The organism is Pseudomonas sp. S3(2024), from assembly GCF_036861315.1.
GTDB classification, from domain to species: domain Bacteria; phylum Pseudomonadota; class Gammaproteobacteria; order Pseudomonadales; family Pseudomonadaceae; genus Aquipseudomonas; species Aquipseudomonas putida_A.
The window spans coordinates 216,563-237,415 of record NZ_JAZAQQ010000008.1 but is presented as its reverse complement, the minus strand read 5'-3'; the positions used below and the strand labels follow the sequence as shown (position 1 = coordinate 237,415).

Annotated in this window: 22 protein-coding genes; 5 read left to right on the top strand and 17 right to left on the bottom strand. The window is 60.0% G+C overall.

What is annotated here, in order from left to right; translation table 11 throughout:
- Positions 1–15 precede the first annotated feature (15 nt).
- The 5 genes from VLA07_RS20955 to VLA07_RS20935 are packed head-to-tail and all read right to left on the bottom strand — an operon-like array spanning position 16 to position 5,205.
- Positions 16–3,099 carry a pilus assembly protein gene (locus tag VLA07_RS20955; RefSeq protein WP_333991123.1) on the bottom strand — a complete coding sequence of 1,028 codons (3,084 nt, stop codon included), beginning with the start codon at positions 3,097–3,099 and terminating at the stop codon, positions 16–18.
- Positions 3,086–3,565: a pilus assembly PilX family protein gene (locus VLA07_RS20950; RefSeq protein WP_333991203.1), complete on the bottom strand. Its 480-nt coding sequence runs from the start codon at positions 3,563–3,565 to the stop codon at positions 3,086–3,088. Before VLA07_RS20950 ends, VLA07_RS20955 begins: the two co-directional genes overlap by 14 nt.
- A 10-nt stretch (positions 3,566–3,575) precedes the next feature.
- Entirely contained in the window at positions 3,576–4,289 is a 714-nt protein-coding gene (locus VLA07_RS20945; protein ID WP_333991121.1) for a PilW family protein, read from the bottom strand.
- Positions 4,286–4,735: a type IV pilus modification protein PilV gene (gene pilV, locus VLA07_RS20940; protein ID WP_097089249.1), complete on the bottom strand. Its 450-nt coding sequence runs from the start codon at positions 4,733–4,735 to the stop codon at positions 4,286–4,288. Before pilV ends, VLA07_RS20945 begins: the two co-directional genes overlap by 4 nt.
- The gene (locus VLA07_RS20935; protein WP_097089250.1) at positions 4,732–5,205 is read right to left on the bottom strand and encodes a GspH/FimT family pseudopilin; all 474 of its coding nucleotides are present in this window, start codon (positions 5,203–5,205) and stop codon (positions 4,732–4,734) included. The genes pilV and VLA07_RS20935 overlap by 4 nt, the downstream gene beginning before the upstream one ends.
- Before the next feature lie 131 nt (positions 5,206–5,336).
- On the opposite strand from VLA07_RS20935, the gene VLA07_RS20930 reads away from it, so the two are divergent.
- Positions 5,337–5,906 carry a GspH/FimT family pseudopilin gene (locus VLA07_RS20930; protein ID WP_333991119.1) on the top strand — a complete coding sequence of 190 codons (570 nt, stop codon included), beginning with the start codon at positions 5,337–5,339 and terminating at the stop codon, positions 5,904–5,906.
- Here VLA07_RS20930 and ispH read toward each other — a convergent pair.
- The 6 genes from ispH to murJ form a co-directional block, all read right to left on the bottom strand.
- The gene (gene ispH / locus VLA07_RS20925) at positions 5,863–6,807 is read right to left on the bottom strand and encodes a 4-hydroxy-3-methylbut-2-enyl diphosphate reductase (protein WP_027612821.1); all 945 of its coding nucleotides are present in this window, start codon (positions 6,805–6,807) and stop codon (positions 5,863–5,865) included. The two genes, VLA07_RS20930 and ispH, sit on opposite strands and share 44 nt — an antisense overlap.
- A gap of 188 nt (positions 6,808–6,995) precedes the next feature.
- A complete protein-coding gene (gene fkpB, locus VLA07_RS20920) occupies positions 6,996–7,433 on the bottom strand; it encodes an FKBP-type peptidyl-prolyl cis-trans isomerase (RefSeq protein WP_210558657.1) in 438 nt (145 codons plus the stop codon).
- Between the two features lie 7 nt (positions 7,434–7,440).
- Positions 7,441–7,953 carry a signal peptidase II gene (gene lspA / locus VLA07_RS20915; RefSeq protein ID WP_007963824.1) on the bottom strand — a complete coding sequence of 171 codons (513 nt, stop codon included), beginning with the start codon at positions 7,951–7,953 and terminating at the stop codon, positions 7,441–7,443.
- The gene (gene ileS, locus VLA07_RS20910; protein WP_027612823.1) at positions 7,946–10,777 is read right to left on the bottom strand and encodes an isoleucine--tRNA ligase; all 2,832 of its coding nucleotides are present in this window, start codon (positions 10,775–10,777) and stop codon (positions 7,946–7,948) included. Before ileS ends, lspA begins: the two co-directional genes overlap by 8 nt.
- Positions 10,778–10,790: 13 nt before the next feature.
- Positions 10,791–11,729: a bifunctional riboflavin kinase/FAD synthetase gene (gene ribF / locus VLA07_RS20905; protein WP_003228347.1), complete on the bottom strand. Its 939-nt coding sequence runs from the start codon at positions 11,727–11,729 to the stop codon at positions 10,791–10,793.
- 129 nt (positions 11,730–11,858) lie between these two features.
- Positions 11,859–13,397: a murein biosynthesis integral membrane protein MurJ gene (gene murJ, locus VLA07_RS20900; RefSeq protein WP_027612825.1), complete on the bottom strand. Its 1,539-nt coding sequence runs from the start codon at positions 13,395–13,397 to the stop codon at positions 11,859–11,861.
- 252 nt (positions 13,398–13,649) lie between these two features.
- Here murJ and rpsT point away from each other — a divergent pair, with 252 nt between their 5' ends.
- The gene (gene rpsT, locus VLA07_RS20895; RefSeq protein ID WP_003228351.1) at positions 13,650–13,922 is read left to right on the top strand and encodes a 30S ribosomal protein S20; all 273 of its coding nucleotides are present in this window, start codon (positions 13,650–13,652) and stop codon (positions 13,920–13,922) included.
- 183 nt (positions 13,923–14,105) lie between these two features.
- On the opposite strand, the gene VLA07_RS20890 is transcribed toward rpsT, so the two are convergent.
- The 5 genes from VLA07_RS20890 to rplU all read right to left on the bottom strand — a co-directional run bounded on the left by VLA07_RS20890 (position 14,106) and on the right by rplU (position 17,864).
- Positions 14,106–14,573 (bottom strand): CreA family protein, encoded by a 468-nt coding sequence (locus VLA07_RS20890; protein ID WP_003228353.1) that lies wholly within the window; start codon positions 14,571–14,573, stop codon positions 14,106–14,108.
- Between the two features lie 12 nt (positions 14,574–14,585).
- Complete coding sequence (gene proB, locus VLA07_RS20885) at positions 14,586–15,704, bottom strand: glutamate 5-kinase (protein ID WP_027612826.1); 1,119 nt, start codon at positions 15,702–15,704, stop codon at positions 14,586–14,588.
- 137 nt (positions 15,705–15,841) lie between these two features.
- The gene (gene cgtA, locus VLA07_RS20880; RefSeq protein WP_003228358.1) at positions 15,842–17,065 is read right to left on the bottom strand and encodes an Obg family GTPase CgtA; all 1,224 of its coding nucleotides are present in this window, start codon (positions 17,063–17,065) and stop codon (positions 15,842–15,844) included.
- A 194-nt stretch (positions 17,066–17,259) separates the two neighbouring features.
- Positions 17,260–17,517, bottom strand: a complete 258-nt coding sequence (gene rpmA / locus VLA07_RS20875) for a 50S ribosomal protein L27 (RefSeq protein ID WP_003228360.1) — start codon at positions 17,515–17,517, stop codon at positions 17,260–17,262.
- A 35-nt stretch (positions 17,518–17,552) separates the two neighbouring features.
- Positions 17,553–17,864 carry a 50S ribosomal protein L21 gene (gene rplU, locus VLA07_RS20870; RefSeq protein ID WP_003228361.1) on the bottom strand — a complete coding sequence of 104 codons (312 nt, stop codon included), beginning with the start codon at positions 17,862–17,864 and terminating at the stop codon, positions 17,553–17,555.
- A gap of 241 nt (positions 17,865–18,105) precedes the next feature.
- Here rplU and VLA07_RS20865 point away from each other — a divergent pair, with 241 nt between their 5' ends.
- From VLA07_RS20865 to VLA07_RS20855, 3 genes are all read left to right on the top strand, one after another.
- Positions 18,106–19,074, top strand: coding sequence for a polyprenyl synthetase family protein (locus VLA07_RS20865; RefSeq protein WP_003228362.1), 969 nt, complete (start codon positions 18,106–18,108; stop codon positions 19,072–19,074).
- 180 nt (positions 19,075–19,254) lie between these two features.
- Positions 19,255–19,596, top strand: a complete 342-nt coding sequence (locus VLA07_RS20860) for a zinc ribbon domain-containing protein YjdM (protein WP_003228364.1) — start codon at positions 19,255–19,257, stop codon at positions 19,594–19,596.
- Positions 19,597–19,803: 207 nt separating this feature from the next.
- Positions 19,804–20,061, top strand: a complete 258-nt coding sequence (locus VLA07_RS20855; RefSeq protein WP_003228365.1) for a PA4570 family protein — start codon at positions 19,804–19,806, stop codon at positions 20,059–20,061.
- A 136-nt stretch (positions 20,062–20,197) separates the two neighbouring features.
- Here VLA07_RS20855 and VLA07_RS20850 read toward each other — a convergent pair whose 3' ends face one another.
- Positions 20,198–20,815, bottom strand: coding sequence for an FKBP-type peptidyl-prolyl cis-trans isomerase (locus VLA07_RS20850; RefSeq protein WP_003228367.1), 618 nt, complete (start codon positions 20,813–20,815; stop codon positions 20,198–20,200).
- Positions 20,816–20,853 lie beyond the last annotated feature (38 nt).

Sequence of the window (20,853 nt, the reverse complement as noted above, 5' to 3'; positions counted from 1 at the left end):
GCCTCAAACTCTCACTTACTGTATTTGTCGCCACATGATACGCCGGCTGCCGCCGCCGGATTTTTCCACCAGTGTGGTGACAGTGCCACTGGAATCGTTGACGATCTTGCGCGTCGCGCCATTGACGATGGCGTTCAGGGTCGGAATCCCGCCGGTGAACACCACGCCGCTGGAAATCGTGTCGTTGCTGTCGACCACGCCATCGGCGTTGGTGTCGAGCACTGCGTAGTTGAGCATCTTACCGCTGAACGCATCGAGTTCGACCAGTTTGCCGGTGCCGAAACTGGCACACGGGTCGGTGGTGTCGACACTGGCGGTGGTAAACACGATGCGTCCGAGCACCAGACTGGCCTGATTGATCACCCGCTCGCCGGTCAGTACGTTGTTGTACACCAAGGGCAGGTACCAGCCCTTCTCCGCAGGATAGGTCGTGTCATTCTGGCTGGTGGTGATGAACTGCCCGGTGCTGCCAGAGAACACTCCGGTCACTGCCTGTGCCTGCAGACTGCTGACGGTCAACTGGCCGGAACCGCCGTCGGCGTCCCATACCGAGTAGAACGCCTGCAAATCCTTGTTGGTCTTGTCGGCGGTCTCGTTGAACTTGCCGGTGCCGACAAAGATCTGTTTGCCCCCCAGCGAATTATCCGCCAGCAGCGGCTGCGCGGTGATCGGTTGAGTCGCCCCGCCCGCCGTGGTGAACAGCGGCTTACCGGAAAACGCCACGCCCCAACTGTCGGTCGATGTCGCGCTCAGATCGAACTTCCACAAGCGACCTTTCAGGTCACCGCCGTAAGCGGCCTGCACCACGTTCGAAGAGTTGACCTTGAGCTTCACCGACGACAGGCCATTGGTGGTTTCGGTGCTGTCGATGACGATCTTCTTGATCAACGAACCGTCACGCACATCCAGCACATACAACGCCGCCACCCCGGAGCTGCTGCCATAACCATTGGCAATGAACGCCGCCCAGCGACCATCGGCCAAGCGTGCCACTTCCGGCCGGGCATAGGCGTAACCCAGATCATTGAATGCGTTGGCAGTGTTCGCCGTGGCGGGTGCACTGACTTCCCACAGGGCATTGAGCACATTGCCTGCGGACGCGTCGAACAGTTGCAGCGCATAGAAAGTCTTGCCGCCAGCACCGGTACCGCCGATGGCCAGGGTTTTCCAGGCGCTGTTGATTTGCGCGTCATACACACCGACCTGACCGTCCACCAGAAACTTGTGGCTGACGCCATTGATGTACGCCGGGTCGGCAATCAGCCGCAGCGACGGCAACACGCTGGACGGCATGTAGGCATAACGCCGGGTGCCGTTGGCCGAGTTGATCACGTTGACGAAACCGTCGTTGGCATTCACCACCAGACTCGAATTCATGTTCGCCGCTTTGGTGGTCAGGTACGTGGTGTAGGTGGTGTCACCCGAGAGGTCGGAGGCGGTTTTGTCGCTGGGCGAGGCCAGCACCAGCGGCGAGTTGATGATGTCGCCGAGCAATACGCTGCGCACTTTCAGCCCGGTCTTGTTGGTGCCCTTGCTCCACTCCACCAGATCGCTGCCGCTGATACCGGTGGGCAGGCTCTGGCTGAGCGTCGTCTGTTGGGCTGCGGAAAAGTTGCCATAGGCCAGGGTGACGGCGGCGTTACTGAAGGTGTTCCACGATTGATAGGTTGGAGCGGTCGCGCCCGGCACGATCGTGGTATCGGTGGTCCACAGGGCTGTCGAAGTATTCACCGCGCCGGCCGAGGTGAAGCCGAAAGACTTGATCGTCCCGCGCCAGTCCTTGGGATCGTAGCTGGTCTGGAAATAATTGGTGCCACTGGCCAGCGTGGTACCGCTGGTGACCCCGCTGCCGCCGGAACCGGCCTTGGAAGTGATGTCGCTCAACGCCGAGGACAGCGCGGTGTTGAGACCGGCGCTGTCGGTGGCTTGGTAATACCTGCCCTGCCCGTAAGCGGCGGCGTCCGACAGCATGTCGTTGTCGGCGGTAAAACCCACGGTGTAGGTGTTCATGTTCTGTTTGGGAAAATCCACGGCATTCCAGCTTTTGCCAGCGGCGTCAGTCCCCGTGGAACGCATGTCGATGTCGAAGGCGAATTTGGCAATGTCATCCAGATACAGCGTGTCACCCTCGTTATCGCCATTGAGGTTGTTGCCGTCATTGTTGATACCGTCCCAGTTCGGCAGGCGACTGCCACCCAACGGATCATTGGTGGGAAACGTGCGGTCGTAGGTCGGCAAACCGTCGGTGATCACCACGCCGTAGTTCTTTTGGCAGCGGTACTGAATCGGGCTGGTGTAGGTCGTCGGCGTGCTGTTGTAGTACGGCGCCATGCCGCGCATGTAGCGAGTGATTTCATAATAAGTTTCCGCCAGCGGCGTGTTGGCCACGGCGCTCAAACCGTTGATCGAAGAAATCAGCGCGTTGTAGTTGGCGTCGGCCTGCGCCTGGGTCACGCTGCCGGAGACCGGGGACAGGTCGCTGATCGATCGCGCGATATATCCGCCATTGCCCGAATTGTTACTGGTGGCCGGATTGAAGGTCGACAGGCCCATGCGCAAGGTACGGTTGCTGGTGACCAGCGCGGTGGACACATTACGCGCGACGTTGATCCGATAGTCGTTGGGAATTGCCCCGTTGGTGAAGTCGCGGGTGCCGTTGTTGATCGCCAGCCCGACAACGTAGGCGATGTAGTCCCCGGTGTAGCGGGTGTTGCCGCCACCCACCGGATCCGGCAGTTTCAGGCATAGCGGCGCGATACTGTTGTTGTAAAAGGCATAGGCCCCACCGGAACAACCCGAGGTCGGCAGGCTCGAGAGAAACACCGAATCACCAGTGATGGCAGTAGAACTCAGGCACAGTCCGAGCAACGCGTTGCACTGCCGGGCGGGTGTGCGATCAACGCCGGGGTCGAATCCTGGCGCATAAATAATGCTGTTCATACTGCCGGAATCATCGATCAGCAACATCACGTTGGGCGGCACCGCTGCAGCGCTCAACAGTGGCGAGTCGGACGGCGTGAACGCGTAGGCCGGTGCCGCCAGATACAAGCTCAGCAGCATGCCGGTCAATAACGTCCAGCAGCGCTTAATACTTCGCATAGACGCTCTCCACCACACTGCGCGAAGTACCGGCGATGCCGACTGCCGTAACTCGATACAGCGTCGCCGAAGTGTTGCTCGGCACGTTGACCGCCGTCAGGGTGGTGCCAATGTTCTGCACACCATAAAAGCCGTTACCGGCTGCGACCCACGTTACGCCGGAAGTCGAATTGAGCCCCGCCGCACTGACCACAGAAGACTCCGCTGGCGGCGCACATTGCGTGGCGCTGGCACACACCGCCAGCGAATAACTGTCGAGTTGCACCGCACTCTCGCCGATGCGCAACGCTGCCTCGGCGGTCTGGAACGACTGATTGCGCAGGCTGACACTGCCGGCCATTTTTTCCTGCAGGTTGGCGCTCTGCATCGAGGACAGCCCGATCAAGGTCAGCAGCAACAGAAACACCAGACTGACCAGCAACACCATGCCACGCTGGTTCTGCCGCTGGTTGAACGTGATCCTCATCATTCCGGCCTCACTGCAAGCGGTTGCGCAAAGCGGCAACCACATTGAAGGTTTGATTGGCCACCCGGTTGTTCGGGTCGGTGAGGGTCAGGCTCAGGCGCACACTGCGGATGCGCGCCGGATCGCTAGGGTTGGCACTGTAGGAGGACGCCGCGACATCGGTGGCGGACGTCGCCAGACCGAACATGACAGTGAACGCGCTGACGTTGTTCACCAACACCTGTTGGGTCGGCGTGCCGCTGCCGGTGCCCATGAGAATCTGGTTGTTGCTGAAGCTGTAGATCAAGCGGCGGATCGGAAAGGCGATCTGCCCGCTCGCCGCCGCACGCAATCCGGTATAGCCCGTGGCACTGTTGCGGCAATCGGAGACCACCGTCCAGGTCGGCGTGCCACCACTGCCGCCGACATCGGCGGTAACCAGAGTCAGCTTGAGGTTGCTGTTGTCCCAACTGATCGGGGTGACCTGCGCCGCGTTGAAATCCCCTGCCGAACTCGCGTCAGTAATCGTGCCCAGGCAGCCGAACATGCCGACCATGCGCAGTTCCTGAATCATCTTGCTCAATACGAAGCGCGCATCTTCCTGCATCGCTGCAGCGGTGTTCTGACTGACGTAAGTGTTTTTAGCGGCGAGAAACGTCTGCACCACCCCCAGCACGATGATCAGCCCAAGGGCCAGGGCGATAAGCATTTCGATCAGGCCGAAACCACGATTGGAGTGCTTCATGGCGTGGCCACCGGATCGACCGTTGCACGGCTGGTCAGGACGAAACTGCGCGTGGTACCGGTGGCATTCGCGGCCCGTGAGTCATTCCAGTTGATGGTGATGGTGTACACCCGCTGATTGCGGGTGATCGTGCCGGTGGCGGTTGGCCCGCCGAAATTGACGATGTTGGTGGTAAAATCGTAGAGATCCTGATCGCGGGCGACACTGAGGTTGCCCGAGGTCGGCGGTGTCACCGTGTAATCGGCGGCGGCGTTGGCGCGGATGCGGTCCATCATGTCGTAGGCGATAAAGCTCGCCTGACTGGTCATCCGCGAACTGTCGGTGTACTTCAGCGCATTCACTTGAACAGCTGCCGCGCCCAATATCCCGACGGTCAGAATCAGCAACGCGACCAGCACCTCGATCAGCGACATGCCCTCCTGTGCCTGTGTGCTCCCTGCCCTCATCCGCAACTTCCACCCAATTGAATTCGTCCATTCAGACACACGTTCAGCGTCCTGCTTTGCGTTCCCAGTACGTAACTGATGACCACCGCTGTCGACGGCGCCGCCAGGCCACCCAGATTATTGAAATCCAGTGCGGTCACTCCTGAGGGTAGCGTCAGAGTCGCGCCGCTGCTCATCGCTGGAACAACCCGCAATACATTGGCCGGTGTGCCAGTACTGTCGTAGACCGACAATTCGCCGGTCCACACGCTGCCGCCGGCGCTCGGGCGCAAGCGCGTGGTCACGCCGCGATCAATCGCCTCCAGCCGGGCATAGTTGATGGCGCGCTGCAGGTCGCCCATTTCGGTGTCGGCCTTGCTGCTCTGGATCGAGCGGGTGAAGCCCGGCACCGCCAGGGTGATGAGGATCACCATCACCGCTACCGCAGCCAACAACTCGGGCAGCGTGAAACCTTTTGTATGATGATCCATCGATGCCCTCCGTTGCCGTCGGCTATACCTGCTTCTACAAACTAGAACATTCAACCGGCCCGCGTCGGTTGATTTGCCCTGCCCGGCGAAAAGGATCGCGCCGGGCTTCATGCTCCACGGAGGGAGTTGTCATGCCGCAACAGGGTTTCAGCCTGATCGAATTGCTTATGGGACTGGCGATTGGCGCAATTGTTCTGTCGCTGGTCAGCCCGGCGTTCGCCACCTTCACCGAGTCGACTCAGCGCGACCAGGCAGCGCAGTCGCTGCTCGACGGCATTCGCAACGCCCGCACCCTGGCCATCACCCGCAATCAGAGCGTGGTTATCCATGGCATCAATGGCGACTGGAGTCAGGGCTGGCGGATCATTCTGGATATCAGCGGCAAGGGGTCGCTGGACAGCAGCCATCCCCTGCTGGTGGAGCATACGAGTGACGGGCGGACACCGATTGTCGGTAATTGGGCGGTCAGTCGTTACGTGCGCTTCAGCAGTCTGGGACAACCGCTGATGCCCGGGCGGGCATTTCAGGCAGGGACATTACATATCTGTTCGGCACGCGAGCCGGTCAGCCAGCGCCAGGTGGTGCTGGCGGCAACCGGTCGGGTGCGCCTGACCAGCGCAAAGGCTGAGCAGGCGCTGTGCCTGAAGGCGAAGAGCGTCAGATCGAACGGACGCGCAGCTCTTTCGGCATCGAGAAGGTGATGTTCTCTTCGCGACCGGCCAGTTCATCGGCACCGGTCGCGCCCCAGGCTTGCAATTGCTGGATCACGCCGCGCACCAGCACTTCCGGTGCGGAGGCACCAGCGGTGATGCCAATGCGCTCGACACCCTCGAACCAGCTCTTCTGCAGGTCTTCGGCGCCGTCGATCAGGTAGGCCGGCGTGGCCATGCGTTCGGCCAGTTCACGCAGACGGTTGGAGTTGGAGCTGTTCGGACTGCCCACCACCAACACCACATCGCATTCGTCGGCCAGTTGCTTGACCGCGTCCTGACGGTTTTGCGTGGCGTAGCAGATGTCGTCCTTGCGCGGGCCACCGATGGCCGGGAAACGTGTGCGCAGGGCATCGATCACCCGACTGGTGTCGTCCATCGACAGGGTGGTCTGGGTCACGAACGCCAGTTTTTCCGGGTCACGCACTTGCAGTTCAGCGACGTCTTTCTCGTCTTCGACGAGGTAGATCGCGCCGCCATTGCTGGCGTCGTACTGGCCCATGGTGCCTTCGACTTCCGGGTGACCGGCGTGGCCGATCAGGATGCACTCACGGCCGTCGCGGCTGTACTTGGCGACTTCGATGTGCACCTTGGTCACCAGCGGGCAAGTGGCGTCGAAAACCTTCAGGCCACGGCCGGCGGCTTCGCTGCGTACGGCTTGAGAAACGCCGTGAGCACTGAAGATTACGATGACGTCGTCCGGCACCTGATCCAGCTCCTCGACGAAGATCGCGCCACGGCTGCGCAGGTCTTCGACCACGAACTTGTTGTGCACCACTTCATGACGCACGTAGATCGGCGGCCCGAAGACTTCCAGGGCGCGGTTGACGATTTCGATCGCCCGGTCCACTCCGGCGCAGAAGCCACGGGGGTTGGCGAGTTTGATTTGCATGCTGTGCCTCGTGTCTTGCGCGCGAAATAAATTTACGTCCTGCTGATCGAGCACAATTGCTCAAATCCAGCAAAAATCCAATGTGGGAGCGGGCTTGCTCGCGAAAGCAGTGTGTCAGACAACTTCTATGTTGAATGTCAGTCAGCATTCGCGAGCAAGCCCGCTCCCACCATTGTTCTGCGGTGTACTCAGATCGCTTTGACGCTGATGATCTCGACGTCAAAGGTCAGCGTCTTGCCGGCCAGCGGGTGGTTGAAGTCGATGGTCACTTGCGCGTCATCGAACTCTTTCACCACACCCGGCAGCTCAGTATTGGCCGCATCATTGAAGATCACCAGCAAACCCGGCGACAACTCCATGTCGACGAACTGCGAACGCGGGATGATCTGTACGTTTTGCGGGTTCGGCTGGCCGAAGGCGTTCTCCGGTTCGACGGTCAGCGTACGCTTGTCGCCGGCCTTGAAGCCGAACAATGCCGCTTCGAAACCCGGCAGCAGGTTGCCGTCGCCGACCTTGAAGGTCGCCGGGGCCTTGTCGAACGTGCTGTCGACCGTGTCGCCGTTCTCCAGGCGCAATGCAAAGTGCAAAGTGACTTCCGTGTTCTGGCCGATGCGTTGCTCAGCCAATACCTGTTCAGTCATGAACGGCTTCTCCGGTTTTCTTACTTTTGAACATGTCCAGTGCGAGCATCACCGCACCGACGGTGATGGCGCTGTCGGCAAAGTTGAACGCCGGGAAGTACCAGCGGTTCTGCCAGTGCACCAGAATGAAGTCGATCACATGGCCCAGGGCAATGCGGTCATACAGATTGCCCAGCGCACCGCCCAGCACCAGTGCCAGTGCGACAGCCAGCCAGGTATCGTTGCGGCCCAGACGCTTGAGCCAGACCACCAGCACCGCACTGACCACAATCGCGATCAGGGCGAACAGCCAGCGCTGCCAGCCGGAGCTGTCAGCCAGGAAGCTGAAGGCCGCGCCGGTGTTGTAGGCCAGCGTCCAGCTGAAGTAATCGGGAATGATCACGATCTGCTGGAACATTTCGAGCTTGCCTTCGAAGTAGAACTTGCTGGCCTGGTCGATGACCAGAACCAGCAAACTCAACCAGAGCCAGCTCAACCGTCCGAAACGGCCAACGGCGTTAGGCATAGTGACGAACCTCGCCGGCGCCGCTGATGTTGTCGACGCAACGACCGCAGATTTCCGGATGCTCCGGGTTCACGCCGACGTCTTCGCGGCAGTGCCAGCAACGGGCGCATTTCGGGAAGGCTGATTTTACGATCTTCAGTTTCAGGCCGCTGACTTCGGTGGCTACCGCGTCCGCAGGTGCCTGAACGAAAGGTGCCACGCTGGCAGTGGAGGTGATCAATACAAAGCGCAGCTCGTTGCTCAGCTTGGCCAGGTCGGCACTCAGCGCCTCTTCGGCGAACAGCGTCACTTCGGCCTGCAGGTTGCCACCGACGGCTTTGGCCGCACGCTGGATTTCCATCTCTTTGTTGACCGCTACCTTCACTTCCATGATGCGATCCCAGTACGCGCGACCCAGCTCGAAGCCTTCCGGCAACTCGGTCAGACCTTCGTACCAGGTGTTGAGCATCACCGATTCGTTGCGCTCGCCCGGCAGGTACTGCCACAGCTCGTCGGCGGTGAACGCGAGGATCGGCGCGATCCAGCGTACCAGCGCTTCGGAGATGTGGAACAGCGCGGTCTGGCACGAGCGACGTGCCTTGCTGTCGGCGCCGGTGGTGTACTGGCGATCCTTGATGATGTCGAGATAGAAACCACCCAGCTCCTGCACGCAGAAGTTGTGGATCTTCGAGTAGACGTTCCAGAAACGGTATTCGCCGTAGTGCTCTTGCAATTCGCGTTGCAGCAGCAGCGTGCGATCCACCGCCCAGCGATCCAGTGCGAGCATGTCTTCAGCCGGCAGCAGGTCGGTGGCCGGGTTGAAACCGGTCAGGTTCGAAAGCAGGAAACGCGCGGTGTTACGGATACGACGATAGGCGTCCGCGCTGCGCTGCAGGATCTGCTCGGACACGGCCATTTCGCCGGAGTAGTCGGTCGACGCGACCCACAGACGCATGATGTCGGCGCCCAGGGTGTCGTTGACTTTCTGCGGCGCAATCACGTTGCCCAGGGATTTGGACATCTTGCGGCCGGACTCATCGACGGTGAAGCCGTGGGTCAGCAGCTCGCGGTACGGCGCGTGGTTGTCGATGGCGCAACCGGTCAACAGCGACGAGTGGAACCAGCCGCGGTGCTGGTCGGAACCTTCCAGGTACAGGTCGGCGCGCGGGCCGGTTTCGTGACCCATCGGGTGCGAACCGCGCAGCACGTGCCAGTGGGTGGTGCCGGAGTCGAACCACACGTCGAGGGTATCGCTGATCTTGTCGTACAGCGGCGCTTCGTCGCCCAGCAGTTCGGCGGCGTCGAGCTTGAACCAGGCTTCGATGCCTTCGACTTCAACGCGCTTGGCGACTTCTTCCATCAGCTCGACGGTACGTGGGTGCAGTTCGCCGCTTTCCTTGTTCAGGAAGAACGGGATCGGCACGCCCCAGTTGCGCTGACGGGAGATGCACCAGTCCGGACGGTTGGCGATCATCGAGTGCAGGCGCGCCTGGCCCCAGGCCGGCACGAACTTGGTGTCTTCGATGGCTTTGAGCGAGCGCACGCGCAGGGTGTCGCCGCTGACCGGCTCTTTGTCCATGCCGATGAACCACTGCGCGGTGGCGCGGTAGATCAGCGGGGTCTTGTGGCGCCAGCAGTGCATGTAGCTGTGTTCGATGACGGTGGTGTGCAGCAGCGCACCGACTTCGGTGAGTTTTTCGACGATGGCCGGGTTGGCCTTCCAGATGAACTGGCCGCCAAAGAACTCCAGCGACGGCACGTACACGCCGTTGCTTTGTACCGGATTGAGGATGTCATCGTTGACCATGCCGTACTTCTTGCAGGTCACGAAGTCGTCCACACCGTAGGCCGGGGCGGAGTGAACCACACCGGTGCCGGCGCCCAGTTCGACGTAGTCGGCCAGGTACACCGGCGACAGGCGGTCGTAGAACGGGTGACGGAAGTTGATCAGTTCCAGCTCTTTACCGGTGGTGGTCGCGATGACCGAGCCTTCAACGCCGTAACGCGACAGGCAGGATTCAACCAGCTCCTCAGCCAGCACCAGCAGCTTGTCGCCGATATCAACCAGGGCGTAATTGAACTCAGGGTGAACGTTCAATGCCTGGTTGGCCGGGATGGTCCACGGGGTGGTGGTCCAGATCACGATCGAAGCGGGTTTGCTCAGCGATGGCAGACCGAACGCGGCGGCCAGTTTGGCCTCGTCAGCGATCGGGAACGCCACGTCGATGGTCGAGGACTTCTTGTTCTCGTACTCGACTTCGGCTTCGGCCAGCGCCGAACCGCAATCGAAGCACCAGTTCACAGGCTTGAGGCCCTTGAACACGAAACCGCCCTTGACGATTTCGGCGAGGGCGCGGATTTCACCGGCCTCGTTCTTGAAGTCCATGGTCTTGTACGGGTTAGCGAAGTCGCCCAGCACGCCGAGACGGATGAACTCGCTCTTCTGCCCTTCGATCTGCTCGGTGGCATAGGCACGGCACAGCTCGCGGGTCTTGTCCGCGCCCAGGTTCTTGCCGTGGGTCACTTCAACCTTGTGCTCGATCGGCAGGCCGTGGCAGTCCCAGCCCGGAACATACGGCGCGTCGAAGCCCGACAGGGTCTTCGAGCGGATGATCATGTCCTTGAGGATCTTGTTCAGTGCGTGACCGATGTGGATCGTGCCGTTGGCGTACGGAGGGCCGTCGTGCAGGACGAACTTCGGACGATCCTTGCCAATCTCGCGCAACTTTCCGTACAGGCCAATACTGTCCCAGCGCTGCAGGATCTGCGGTTCGCGCTGTGGCAGGCCGGCCTTCATTGGGAAGGCGGTGTCCGGAAGGTTTAGCGTGGCTTTATAGTCGGTCATTTAAGGCTCTTCATTAGCGATGGGCGCTAGGTGCGGCTAGTGCACGGGCGGCGGCGACATCCGCGTTGATCGCCGTTTTCAGTGCCTCCAGGGAGGCGAAACGCTGCTCTTCACGCAGCTTTTGGTGGAAAACCACCGTCAGACGCCGGTCATACAGATCGCCGGCAAAATCCAGTAGATGAACTTCAAGGTGGGCTTTGCCATCACCTTGGACCGTAGGCCGCACGCCAATATTGGCGACGCCGGGCCAGGTCTTGCCGTCGATGTCCACATCTACCAGGTAAACCCCGGTGAACGGTACGCGACGGCGCTTGAGTTGAATGTTGGCAGTGGGCGTACCCAGTTGCCGGGCCAGTTTCTGACCGTGCAGCACGCGACCGGCGATCCGGTACGGGCGGCCGAGCAAGCGTTCGGCCAAGGCAAAATCGGCGGCGGCCAACGCGTTGCGCACCTGAGTGCTGCTGACGCGAATGCCGTCCAGCTCGACGGTTTGCGCGGCTTCCACGGTAAACCCGTGGACCTGGCCGGCCTGCAGCAGAAAATCGAAATCGCCGAGGCGATCGCAGCCGAAGCGGAAATCGTCACCGACCTCCAGATGCTGCACGCCGAGACCGTCCACCAAAATGGTATCGACGAATTCACTGGCGCTGAGCTTGCTCAGGCGCTGATTGAAAGCCAGGCACAACACCCGGTCGACGCCTTCGGCGGCCAGCAGCTGCAGCTTGTCACGCAAGCGGGCCAGACGCGCCGGAGCGGTCTCCGGGGCAAAGAATTCCCGTGGCTGCGGCTCGAAAATCACCACGCAGCTGGGTACGCCCAACTCGAGCGCACGCTCACGCAGCCGGGCCAGGATAGCCTGGTGACCACGGTGAACACCGTCAAAGTTGCCAATAGTGGCGACGCAGCCCCGATGCTGGGGGCGCAAGTTGTGGAGGCCTCGAACCAGCTGCATAACGCGCTTCTTGCTCATAAAGTGGTCGATTATAACCACACCCGACGGTCGACGACAGGCAACACCGTAACGCAAAGTGATCGAGCCGACAAAACTGCCGGCCCGTGCCCGGTTATAAAGGCTGAAGCCTCAGCTCAAAGCCTTGCGATTGAAGTCGCGCAGACGGAAACCGAGCAGCAGCAACATACCGAAATACGCCACCACGCCAGCAACCACCAGCGCCCCCAGACGCAGAAAGCGCTCCAGCATGTGCCCCTGATCCCAGGCCGGCATGAAATGCATGCCCAGCAGCAATACCGCCGACATCACCGCTACCGCCACTACCAGTTTGAAGCCGAACATGTACCAGCCCGGTTGCGGCTGATACATCTTTTGCTTGCGCAGTTGATAGAACAGCAGCCCGGCATTGAGGCAGGCACCGGCACTGATCGCCAGCGCCAGCCCGGCGTGAGCCAGCGGGCCGATCAGCATCAGGTTGAACAGCTGTGTGCACACCAGTGTGAAGATTGCGATTTTTACCGGGGTGCGGATGTTCTGTTGCGCGTAAAAGCCCGGCGCCAGCACTTTGATCACGATAATTCCGAGCAGACCGACAGAATAGGCAATCAGCGCACGCTGGGTCATGGACGCATCAAACGCGCTGAATTGACCGTACTGGAACAATGAGACGGTCAGTGGCTCGGCGAGAATCCCCAGCGCCAGCGCACACGGCAACACCAGCACGAAGCACAGGCGCAGGCCCCAATCGAGGATCCGCGAATATTCGTGGCGATCCTTGCTCGCATAAGTCTTGGCCAGCGTCGGCAGCAAAATGGTGCCCAACGCTACGCCGAGCACACCGGACGGCAATTCCATCAAACGGTCGGCGTAATACATCCACGACACCGAGCCGGCGACCAGAAACGAGGCAAAAATGGTGTTGATGATCAGCGAAATCTGACTGACCGAGACACCGATGATCGCCGGCAGCATTTGCTTCATCACTCGCCAGACGCCGCTATCGCGCAGATTCAGGCGCGGCAGCACCAGCATGCCGATCTTTTTCAGGTGCGGCAGTTGATAAAGCAACTGCGCCAGACCACCGACCAGTACCGCCCAGCCGAGAGCCATCACCGGCGGATCGAAATACGGCGTGAGGAACAGCGAGAACACAATCATGCTGACGTTGAGCAGGGTCGGCACGAACGCCGGCACCGAAAAGCGGTTCCAGGTATTGAGGATCGCCCCGGCCAGCGAGGACAGGGAGATCAGCAATATATAAGGGAACGTCACCCGCAGCAGGTCGGAGGTGAGCTGGAATTTTTCCGGCGTGTCGGCAAAACCCGGCGCCGTGGCCCAGATCACCCACGGTGCGGCGATCATCCCCAGCGCAGTGACCAGCGCCAGCACCAACGTCAGCAGGCCAGATACATAAGCAATAAAAGTACGGGTCGCCTCTTCACCCTGCTGACTTTTGTATTCCGCCAGAATCGGTACGAAGGCCTGCGAGAACGCGCCCTCGGCGAAGATTCGCCGCAGCAGGTTGGGCAATTTGAAGGCAATGAAGAAGGCGTCCGTGGCCATTCCGGCGCCGAACGTGCGAGCGATGAGCGTGTCACGGACGAACCCGAGAACCCGGGAAAGCATGGTGATAGAGCTGACGGCGGCCAACGATTTGAGCAGATTCATTGAGGGAATGTGTGCCTGTCGATAAACAGCAGGCGAACAATGCGCCTACTTGTGCGATACTCTGCGCCGCAACAGCACAGAGCCAAAGCTCGCGAGTTTACAGGTCAAGCGCCGGAAATAAATATCCCGCCTCTTTACACCTACCACTTAGCGGAACGTTTCAAGCGCCCTTGACAAGACTTCTCTTCATCGGCATGATTCGCGGCCTATTTTGTTTGCTATTTCCTAAAAAGTCTTTCGAGGAGCTCGACGGTGGCCAACTCACCTTCCGCCAAAAAACGTGCAAAACAGGCTGAGAAGCGTCGCAGCCACAACGCCAGCCTGCGTTCCATGGTTCGTACCTACATCAAGAATGTAGTTAAGGCCATCGACGCAAAAGACGCTGAAAAAGCTCAAGCTGCATACGTTCTGGCTGTGCCAGTTATCGACCGCATGGCCGATAAAGGCATCATCCACAAGAACAAGGCTGCTCGTCATAAGAGCCGTCTGAATGGCCACGTCAAAGCACTGAAAGAAGCTGCTTAATCGACGTAGTCATTAAAAAACCGACCTTAGGGTCGGTTTTTTATTGCCTGCGATTTGGTGAATCCCGCACACAAAAAAGTGGGAGCGGGCTTGCTCGCGAATGCAATCTGTCAGCCGACATCTCTAGCGACTGACACGACCTCTTCGCGAGCAAGCCCGCTCCCACATTCCGGATTTGCGTTGTTACTGCTGGACCGGCACCCACGGCACGATTGGAATTGCGGTTACCGCATTCTGTGGACTCCCTTCGATCACGCGATCGCTGTAGACCAGGTACACCAGCGTATTGCGCTTCTTGTCGAGAAAACGCACCACCTGCATGGTCTTGAACACCAGCGATGTGCGCTCCTTGAACACCTCATCACCATCCTTCAGTTCGCCCTTGAACTTGATCGGACCCACCTGACGACAGGCGATCGACGCCTCGGCGCGATCCTCGGCCAGACCCAAACCACCCTTCACCCCTCCCGTCTTGGCGCGAGACAGGTAGCAGGTCACACCGTCGACCTTCGGATCATCGAAAGCCTCGACCACGATCCGGTCATTCGGGCCGACGAACTTGAACACCGTCGACACCTGACCGATTTCCTCGGCCGAGGCCAGCAATGGCAGCGCCATCAGCAGACCCAACAATCCTTTAGCCATGCGCATGCGTATTTTCCCTTAGACCAGAATCAGATTGTCACGATGAACCAGTTCCGGCTCAGCCATGTAGCCCAGCACGCCGACAATTGCATCTGACGACTGACCAATGATTTTTTGCGCCTCAAGCGCACTGTAGTTGGCCAGGCCACGGGCAATCTCACGACCGTCCGGCGCCACGCAGACCACCATCTCGCCACGCCGGAAGCTGCCCTGGACCAATTTGACGCCGACCGGCAACAGACTCTTGTTGCCCTGCGACAACGCCGACACCGCGCCTTCGTCCAGCACCAGCGTGCCGCGCGTCTGCAGATGCCCGGCCAACCACTGCTTGCGCGCCGCCAACATGCCGCGCTCCGGCGACAGCAGCGTGCCAATGCGCTCGCCAGCCTTCAGGCGATCAAGCACTCGCTCCAGACGCCCACCAACGATGATCGTGTGCGCCCCGGAGCGCGCCGCCAGCCGCGCCGCACGCAGCTTGGTCTGCATGCCGCCACGCCCCAGCGCGCCACCAGTACCGCCCGCCACCGCATCAAGCGTCGGATCATCGGCGCGCGCTTCGTAAATCAGTTGCGCATCAGGGTTATTGCGCGGGTCGGCGTCGAACATGCCGTCGCGATCGGTGAGGATCACCAGCAGATCGGCCTCGACCAGATTGGCCACCAGCGCCGCCAGCGTATCGTTGTCGCCGAAACGGATTTCGTCGGTGACCACGGTGTCGTTTTCGTTAATCACCGGGATGACTTTCAGCTCGACCAGCGCACGCAGGGTGCTGCGGGCGTTGAGGTAGCGCTTGCGGTCGGACAGGTCATCGTGAGTCAGGAGAATCTGCGCGGTGTGCCGGCCATGCTCGGCAAAGCTCGATTCCCAGGCCTGCACCAAGCCCATCTGACCGATTGCAGCAGCGGCCTGGAGCTCGTGCATCGCACTGGGTCGTGCGGTCCAGCCCAGACGACTCATGCCGGCAGCCACCGCCCCGGAGGACACCAGCACCAACTCGACACCTGCCTCATGCAGGGCGACCATCTGCTCGACCCAGACACTCATTGCCGCACGATCCAGCCCTTTGCCATCAGCTGTCAGCAAGGCGCTGCCGATCTTCACGACCCAACGCTGCGCACCTGTCACTTTGCTCCGCATCATCTTCAACCTTAGCTTGAGGACAGCGCGACCCAGCGCTGCCCGTGACGTTAATCGTGGCTATTGGTGACCAACGATCGATTTCCAGATACTAAAACGCCGCTCGATTGAGCGGCGCTTAAGTTTACTGCAACGAATCAGTCGCGCACGTAAATGATTTCCGGACCGTCTTCATCATCCACATCTTCTTCGTCCCAGTCATCGTCGCCGATGTCGTGGACCGACTTCACGCCGCTGCGACGCAGAGCACGCTTGTCATCCAGCGCCTGCAACTGGGCACGAGCTTCGTCTTCGATGCGCTGATCGAGATCGGCCAGCTCTTCCTTGTACGCCGGGTCGTTAGCCAGGCGATCGGCACGATCTTCCAGATAACGCATGATGTCGCGGGTCAGGCGCTCGGTGCCTTCTTTGGCGATGGCCGAGATCACGTAGACAGGACCTTCCCACTGCAGGCGATCAACGATTTCCTTGACGCGCTCTTCGTGCTCTTCCTCGAGAATCTGGTCGCACTTGTTCAGCACCAGCCAGCGATCACGCTCGGCCAGCGACGGACTGAATTTGACCAGCTCGTTGACGATCACTTCAGCCGCGTCCGGTGCGCTGGTGTCATCCAGCGGCGCCATGTCGACAAGGTGCAGCAACAGACGCGTACGCGCCAAATGCTTGAGGAAGCGAATGCCAAGTCCGGCACCGTCGGACGCGCCTTCGATCAGCCCCGGAATGTCGGCGATGACGAAGCTTTTCCAGCGATCAACGCTGACCACACCCAGGTTCGGCACCAGCGTGGTGAACGGGTAGTCGGCGACTTTCGGTTTGGCCGCCGACACCGAACGGATAAAGGTACTTTTACCGGCGTTCGGCAAGCCCAGCAGACCGACGTCAGCCAGCACTTTCATTTCCAGTTTCAGGTCACGCTGCTCACCCGGCTTACCCGGAGTGGTCTGGCGCGGCGCACGGTTGGTACTGGATTTGAAACGGGTATTGCCCAGACCGTGCCAACCGCCCTGCACCACCATCAGCTTCTGGCCGGCCTTGGTCAGGTCGCCAATTACTTCCTGGGTGGCCGAGTCGATCACGGTGGTACCGACCGGCACGCGCAGGATCAGGTCTTCACCCTTCTTGCCGGTGCAATCGGTGCTGCCGCCGTTGGAGCCACGCTCGGCATCGAAGTGCCGGGTGTAACGGTAGTCGACCAGGGTGTTGAGGTTTTCGTCGGCCATCATGTAGATGGAACCGCCGTCACCGCCATCACCGCCGTTCGGGCCGCCGTTTTCAATGAATTTTTCCCGACGGAAACTCATGCAGCCATTGCCGCCGTCGCCAGCTTTTACGCGGATCGATACTTCGTCTACAAACTTCATAACTCAACGCCTCTCGCCATACGGACGAGCCGAAAAACAATCAAGACATAAGACTCTTGCAAAAATGAGCGCAGCGACCCCAAAACACGACCTGCATCGCACGCCGACAGCCCATACAAACAGTTTTGCAAGAGACTCACCCCACAAACGAAAAAGCCCCGTCGCAAGACAGGGCTCTTCCAGCGATCTCGCGATTAAGCCGCGACAACGCTCACGTAACGACGACCGAAGGCGCCTTTTACTTCAAACTTGATCACGCCTTCGATTTTCGCGAAGAGGGTGTGATCCTTACCCATGCCAACGCCGTAGCCAGCGTGGAATTGGGTGCCGCGCTGACGCACGATGATGTTGCCGGCCTTGATGACCTGGCCGCCATACATCTTCACGCCAAGGCGTTTGGCTTCTGAGTCGCGACCGTTACGGGTACTACCACCAGCTTTTTTGTGTGCCATGAGTTCAATTCTCCTAGTGAGGAATTAGGCTGTAATTAAGCCTGAATACCGGTGATTTTGATCTCGGTGAACCACTGGCGGTGGCCCATACGCTTCATGTGGTGCTTACGGCGACGGAACTTGATGATGCGGACTTTATCGTGACGACCTTGGGAGATCACTTCAGCCTTGACGGTTGCGCCAGCAACAACAGGTGCGCCGATGTTCACGTCGTCGCCATTGGCGACCAGCAGAACGCGGTCAAAAGTCACGGATTCGCCAGTAGCGACTTCCAGTTTTTCGATCTTCAGGTATTCACCTTCAGCGACCTTGTATTGCTTACCGCCGGTAACGATTACTGCGTACATGGTATTTCTCCGATAATCCTGCTCACCCAGCTCTTTATAAGAAGAGGTATTGGCTGGCATGGCTGCATGGGGCTGGAACGGCCCAAGTGCAATTGCGTAAGGCAGGTGCTGCCCAGGAAGTTCAGGGTGCGCGATTGTACGCAAGCCGCGAGAGTCACGCAAGTGGCCGTCCATCGCGCCTTGACAGGCCCCGGTGTGGGTCCTAGCATGCCGCGCAACCCTTCTGGAGCAACTGTCGCTGATGCAACCCCAAGCTTTCTACCGCGCGGTGGCGGACGATTTTAACGCCGTCGACGGCATCATCAAGAAGCAGCTGACTTCCCGAGTGCCGCTGGTATCGAAAATCGGCGATTACATCACCTCGGCCGGCGGCAAACGCCTGCGTCCTTTATTGGTGCTGCTGTGCGGCAAGGCCCTGGGTCGCGAAGGCGACGACATGCGCCTGCTGGCCGCCACCATCGAATTCCTGCACACCGCGACCCTGCTGCATGACGACGTGGTCGACATGTCCGGCATGCGCCGTGGCCGCTCGACCGCCAACGCCATGTGGGGCAACGCCCCGAGCGTGCTGGTCGGCGACTTCCTGTACTCGCGCTCGTTCGAAATGATGGTCGAACTGGGTTCGATGCCGGTGATGAAGATCCTGTCCCAGGCCACGCGCATCATCGCCGAAGGCGAAGTGTTGCAACTGTCCAAGGTACGCGACGCCAGCACCACCGAAGAAACCTACATGGAAGTCATCCGCGGCAAGACCGCGATGCTTTTCGAAGCCTCGACCCACAGCGCCGCCGCACTGGCCGGTGCCACCGCCGAGCAGAGCGAAGCCCTGCGCACCTTCGGTGATCACCTCGGCGTGGCGTTCCAGCTGGTCGACGACCTGCTGGACTACAAGGGCGATGCCGAGACTCTGGGCAAGAACGTCGGTGACGATCTGGCCGAAGGCAAGCCGACCCTGCCGCTGATCTACACCATGCGCGAAGGTACGCCGGAGCAAGCTGCTCTGGTACGTCAGGCGATCCAGAAAGGCGGGATCGAAGACCTCGAAAGCATCCGCATCGCCGTGGAAGCCTCGGGTTCGCTGGAGTACACCGCGCAACTGGCCCGCGACTACGTAGCCCGTGCGATCAAGTGCCTCGACGCGCTGCCGGCCAGCGAATACCGCGATGCACTGGTGGAACTGAGCGAATTTGCGGTCGCCCGCACGCACTGATCTGCCTTCTGTGGGAGCGGGCTTGCTCGCGAAAGCAACCTGTCATTCAACATTAATGTTCAATGACATACCGCATTCGCGAGCAAGCCCGCTCCCACAGTTGTTTCTGCGCTATGCCCTCCTGCGCGTAAAACCCTATACAATGTGCGACTTTTAGCGATCCCCTATCAAGGAGCCTTAGTGAGCACGTTGCCACCCTGCCCGAAATGCAATTCCGAATACACCTACGAAGACGGTGCCCAACTGATCTGCCCTGAGTGCGCCCACGAGTGGTCGGCCAACGGCGAAGCCGAAGTGGCATCCGATGATGCCGTGAAGAAAGATTCGGTCGGCAACGTGCTGCAGGACGGCGACACCATCACCGTGATCAAGGACCTGAAGGTCAAGGGCACCTCGCTGGTGGTCAAGGTCGGCACCAAGGTCAAGAATATCCGCCTGTGCGACGGCGACCACGACATCGACTGCAAGATCGACGGCATCGGCCCGATGAAGCTCAAGTCCGAGTTCGTCAGAAAGGTCTGATCCTGCTGTCATCCATCCCGCGCCCGCCGCGGGATGGTGAATCGCCCTCCCCGCTTTTCCCTTCCGCGTTCTCGCGTAATAGCCAGACGCCAGCCGTTTTGACCTTACGCAATCTTTACCCGGAAAAAGCCGCATTCCGCCAATAGGCACTTGCTATTTGACGAATAAGAATTATTCTCATTGAAACCTTTCAAGGAGATGAGACCCATGACTTATTTGATCGACGCCTGGCTGGATCGCCCACACCCGTACCTCAGGATCCTGCATCGGGAAACCGGCGAAGTCTGTGCGGTACTGGAAGAAGAAGCCCTGCATGAGCTGCAGGATCAGGGTGATCTGGACGTCAGCAGCCTGAATTCCAGCGAACCGCTGGTGCTCAAGGAGCTGGTGCGCAATCTGTTCCTGTTCTGCTATGCCCGGGCCTTGCGCCCGACCAATGAGCTGCATCACAAGATCGAAATATGAGTAGCGCGGAAAAAACTGTGGGAGCCAGCCTGCTGGCGAAAGCGCTGTGTCAGGCAACGAATGATTGCCTGAAAGGACGCCTTCGCGAGCAAGCCCGCTCCCACATTATTGACCTGTCACCGGGACAGGCCAGGCATTACAGAACGTCCAGCAGCTCGACGTCGAATACCAGAACGCTGTGCGGCGGGATGCTGCCGACGCCTTGAGCGCCGTAAGCCAGTTCGCTCGGCACGTACAAGCGCCATTTGCTGCCGGCATTCATCAGTTGCAGAGCTTCGGTCCAGCCAGCAATCACGCCGCCAACCGGGAATTCTGCTGGCTGGCCACGATCGTAGGAGCTGTCGAACACAGTGCCGTCGATCAGCATGCCGTGGTAGTGAGTACGCACGGTGTCTTCACGGGATGGCTTGGCGCCTTCGCCCTGGGTCAGCACTTCGAATTGCAGACCGGAAGCCAGAGTAGTGATGCCTTCTTTCTTGGCGTTTTCAGCCAGGAAAGCACGGCCTTCACCGGCGGCGGCTTCAGCCTTGGCAGCGGCTTCGGCTTGCATGATCTCGCGGATAACCTTGAAGCTGGCGGACATGGCTTCCTGATCGACACGGCTTGGCTTGCCGGCGAATGCGTCGGTCAGACCGGCCAGGATGGCGTCCAGGCTGACACCCGGTGGCGGGTTGTCGCGCAGCTGGTCACCCAGCTGACGGCCAATACCGTAGCTGACGCGGGTTTCGTCGGTGGACAGATTTACTTCGGACATGACACTGCTCCGCTGTGCGGACGGCCATCAGACTTGCC

What these genes read in the sequence shown, in the direction of transcription:
- VLA07_RS20950 (WP_333991203.1), bottom strand. Translation starts at nt 3,565, where the DNA reads ATGAGGATCACGTTCAACCAGCGGCAGAACCAGCGTGGCATGGTGTTG.
- VLA07_RS20865 (WP_003228362.1), top strand. Translation starts at nt 18,106, where the DNA reads ATGCAACCCCAAGCTTTCTACCGCGCGGTGGCGGACGATTTTAACGCC.
- VLA07_RS20935 (WP_097089250.1), bottom strand. Translation starts at nt 5,205, where the DNA reads ATGGATCATCATACAAAAGGTTTCACGCTGCCCGAGTTGTTGGCTGCG.
- ispH (WP_027612821.1), bottom strand. Translation starts at nt 6,807, where the DNA reads ATGCAAATCAAACTCGCCAACCCCCGTGGCTTCTGCGCCGGAGTGGAC.
- VLA07_RS20955 (WP_333991123.1), bottom strand. Translation starts at nt 3,099, where the DNA reads ATGCGAAGTATTAAGCGCTGCTGGACGTTATTGACCGGCATGCTGCTG.
- VLA07_RS20890 (WP_003228353.1), bottom strand. Translation starts at nt 14,573, where the DNA reads ATGCGCATGGCTAAAGGATTGTTGGGTCTGCTGATGGCGCTGCCATTG.
- rpmA (WP_003228360.1), bottom strand. Translation starts at nt 17,517, where the DNA reads ATGGCACACAAAAAAGCTGGTGGTAGTACCCGTAACGGTCGCGACTCA.
- VLA07_RS20855 (WP_003228365.1), top strand. Translation starts at nt 19,804, where the DNA reads ATGACTTATTTGATCGACGCCTGGCTGGATCGCCCACACCCGTACCTC.
- lspA (WP_007963824.1), bottom strand. Translation starts at nt 7,953, where the DNA reads ATGCCTAACGCCGTTGGCCGTTTCGGACGGTTGAGCTGGCTCTGGTTG.
- rplU (WP_003228361.1), bottom strand. Translation starts at nt 17,864, where the DNA reads ATGTACGCAGTAATCGTTACCGGCGGTAAGCAATACAAGGTCGCTGAA.
- cgtA (WP_003228358.1), bottom strand. Translation starts at nt 17,065, where the DNA reads ATGAAGTTTGTAGACGAAGTATCGATCCGCGTAAAAGCTGGCGACGGC.
- VLA07_RS20850 (WP_003228367.1), bottom strand. Translation starts at nt 20,815, where the DNA reads ATGTCCGAAGTAAATCTGTCCACCGACGAAACCCGCGTCAGCTACGGT.
- VLA07_RS20945 (WP_333991121.1), bottom strand. Translation starts at nt 4,289, where the DNA reads ATGAAGCACTCCAATCGTGGTTTCGGCCTGATCGAAATGCTTATCGCC.
- ileS (WP_027612823.1), bottom strand. Translation starts at nt 10,777, where the DNA reads ATGACCGACTATAAAGCCACGCTAAACCTTCCGGACACCGCCTTCCCA.
- VLA07_RS20930 (WP_333991119.1), top strand. Translation starts at nt 5,337, where the DNA reads ATGCCGCAACAGGGTTTCAGCCTGATCGAATTGCTTATGGGACTGGCG.
- ribF (WP_003228347.1), bottom strand. Translation starts at nt 11,729, where the DNA reads ATGCAGCTGGTTCGAGGCCTCCACAACTTGCGCCCCCAGCATCGGGGC.
- proB (WP_027612826.1), bottom strand. Translation starts at nt 15,704, where the DNA reads ATGCGGAGCAAAGTGACAGGTGCGCAGCGTTGGGTCGTGAAGATCGGC.
- pilV (WP_097089249.1), bottom strand. Translation starts at nt 4,735, where the DNA reads ATGAGGGCAGGGAGCACACAGGCACAGGAGGGCATGTCGCTGATCGAG.
- murJ (WP_027612825.1), bottom strand. Translation starts at nt 13,397, where the DNA reads ATGAATCTGCTCAAATCGTTGGCCGCCGTCAGCTCTATCACCATGCTT.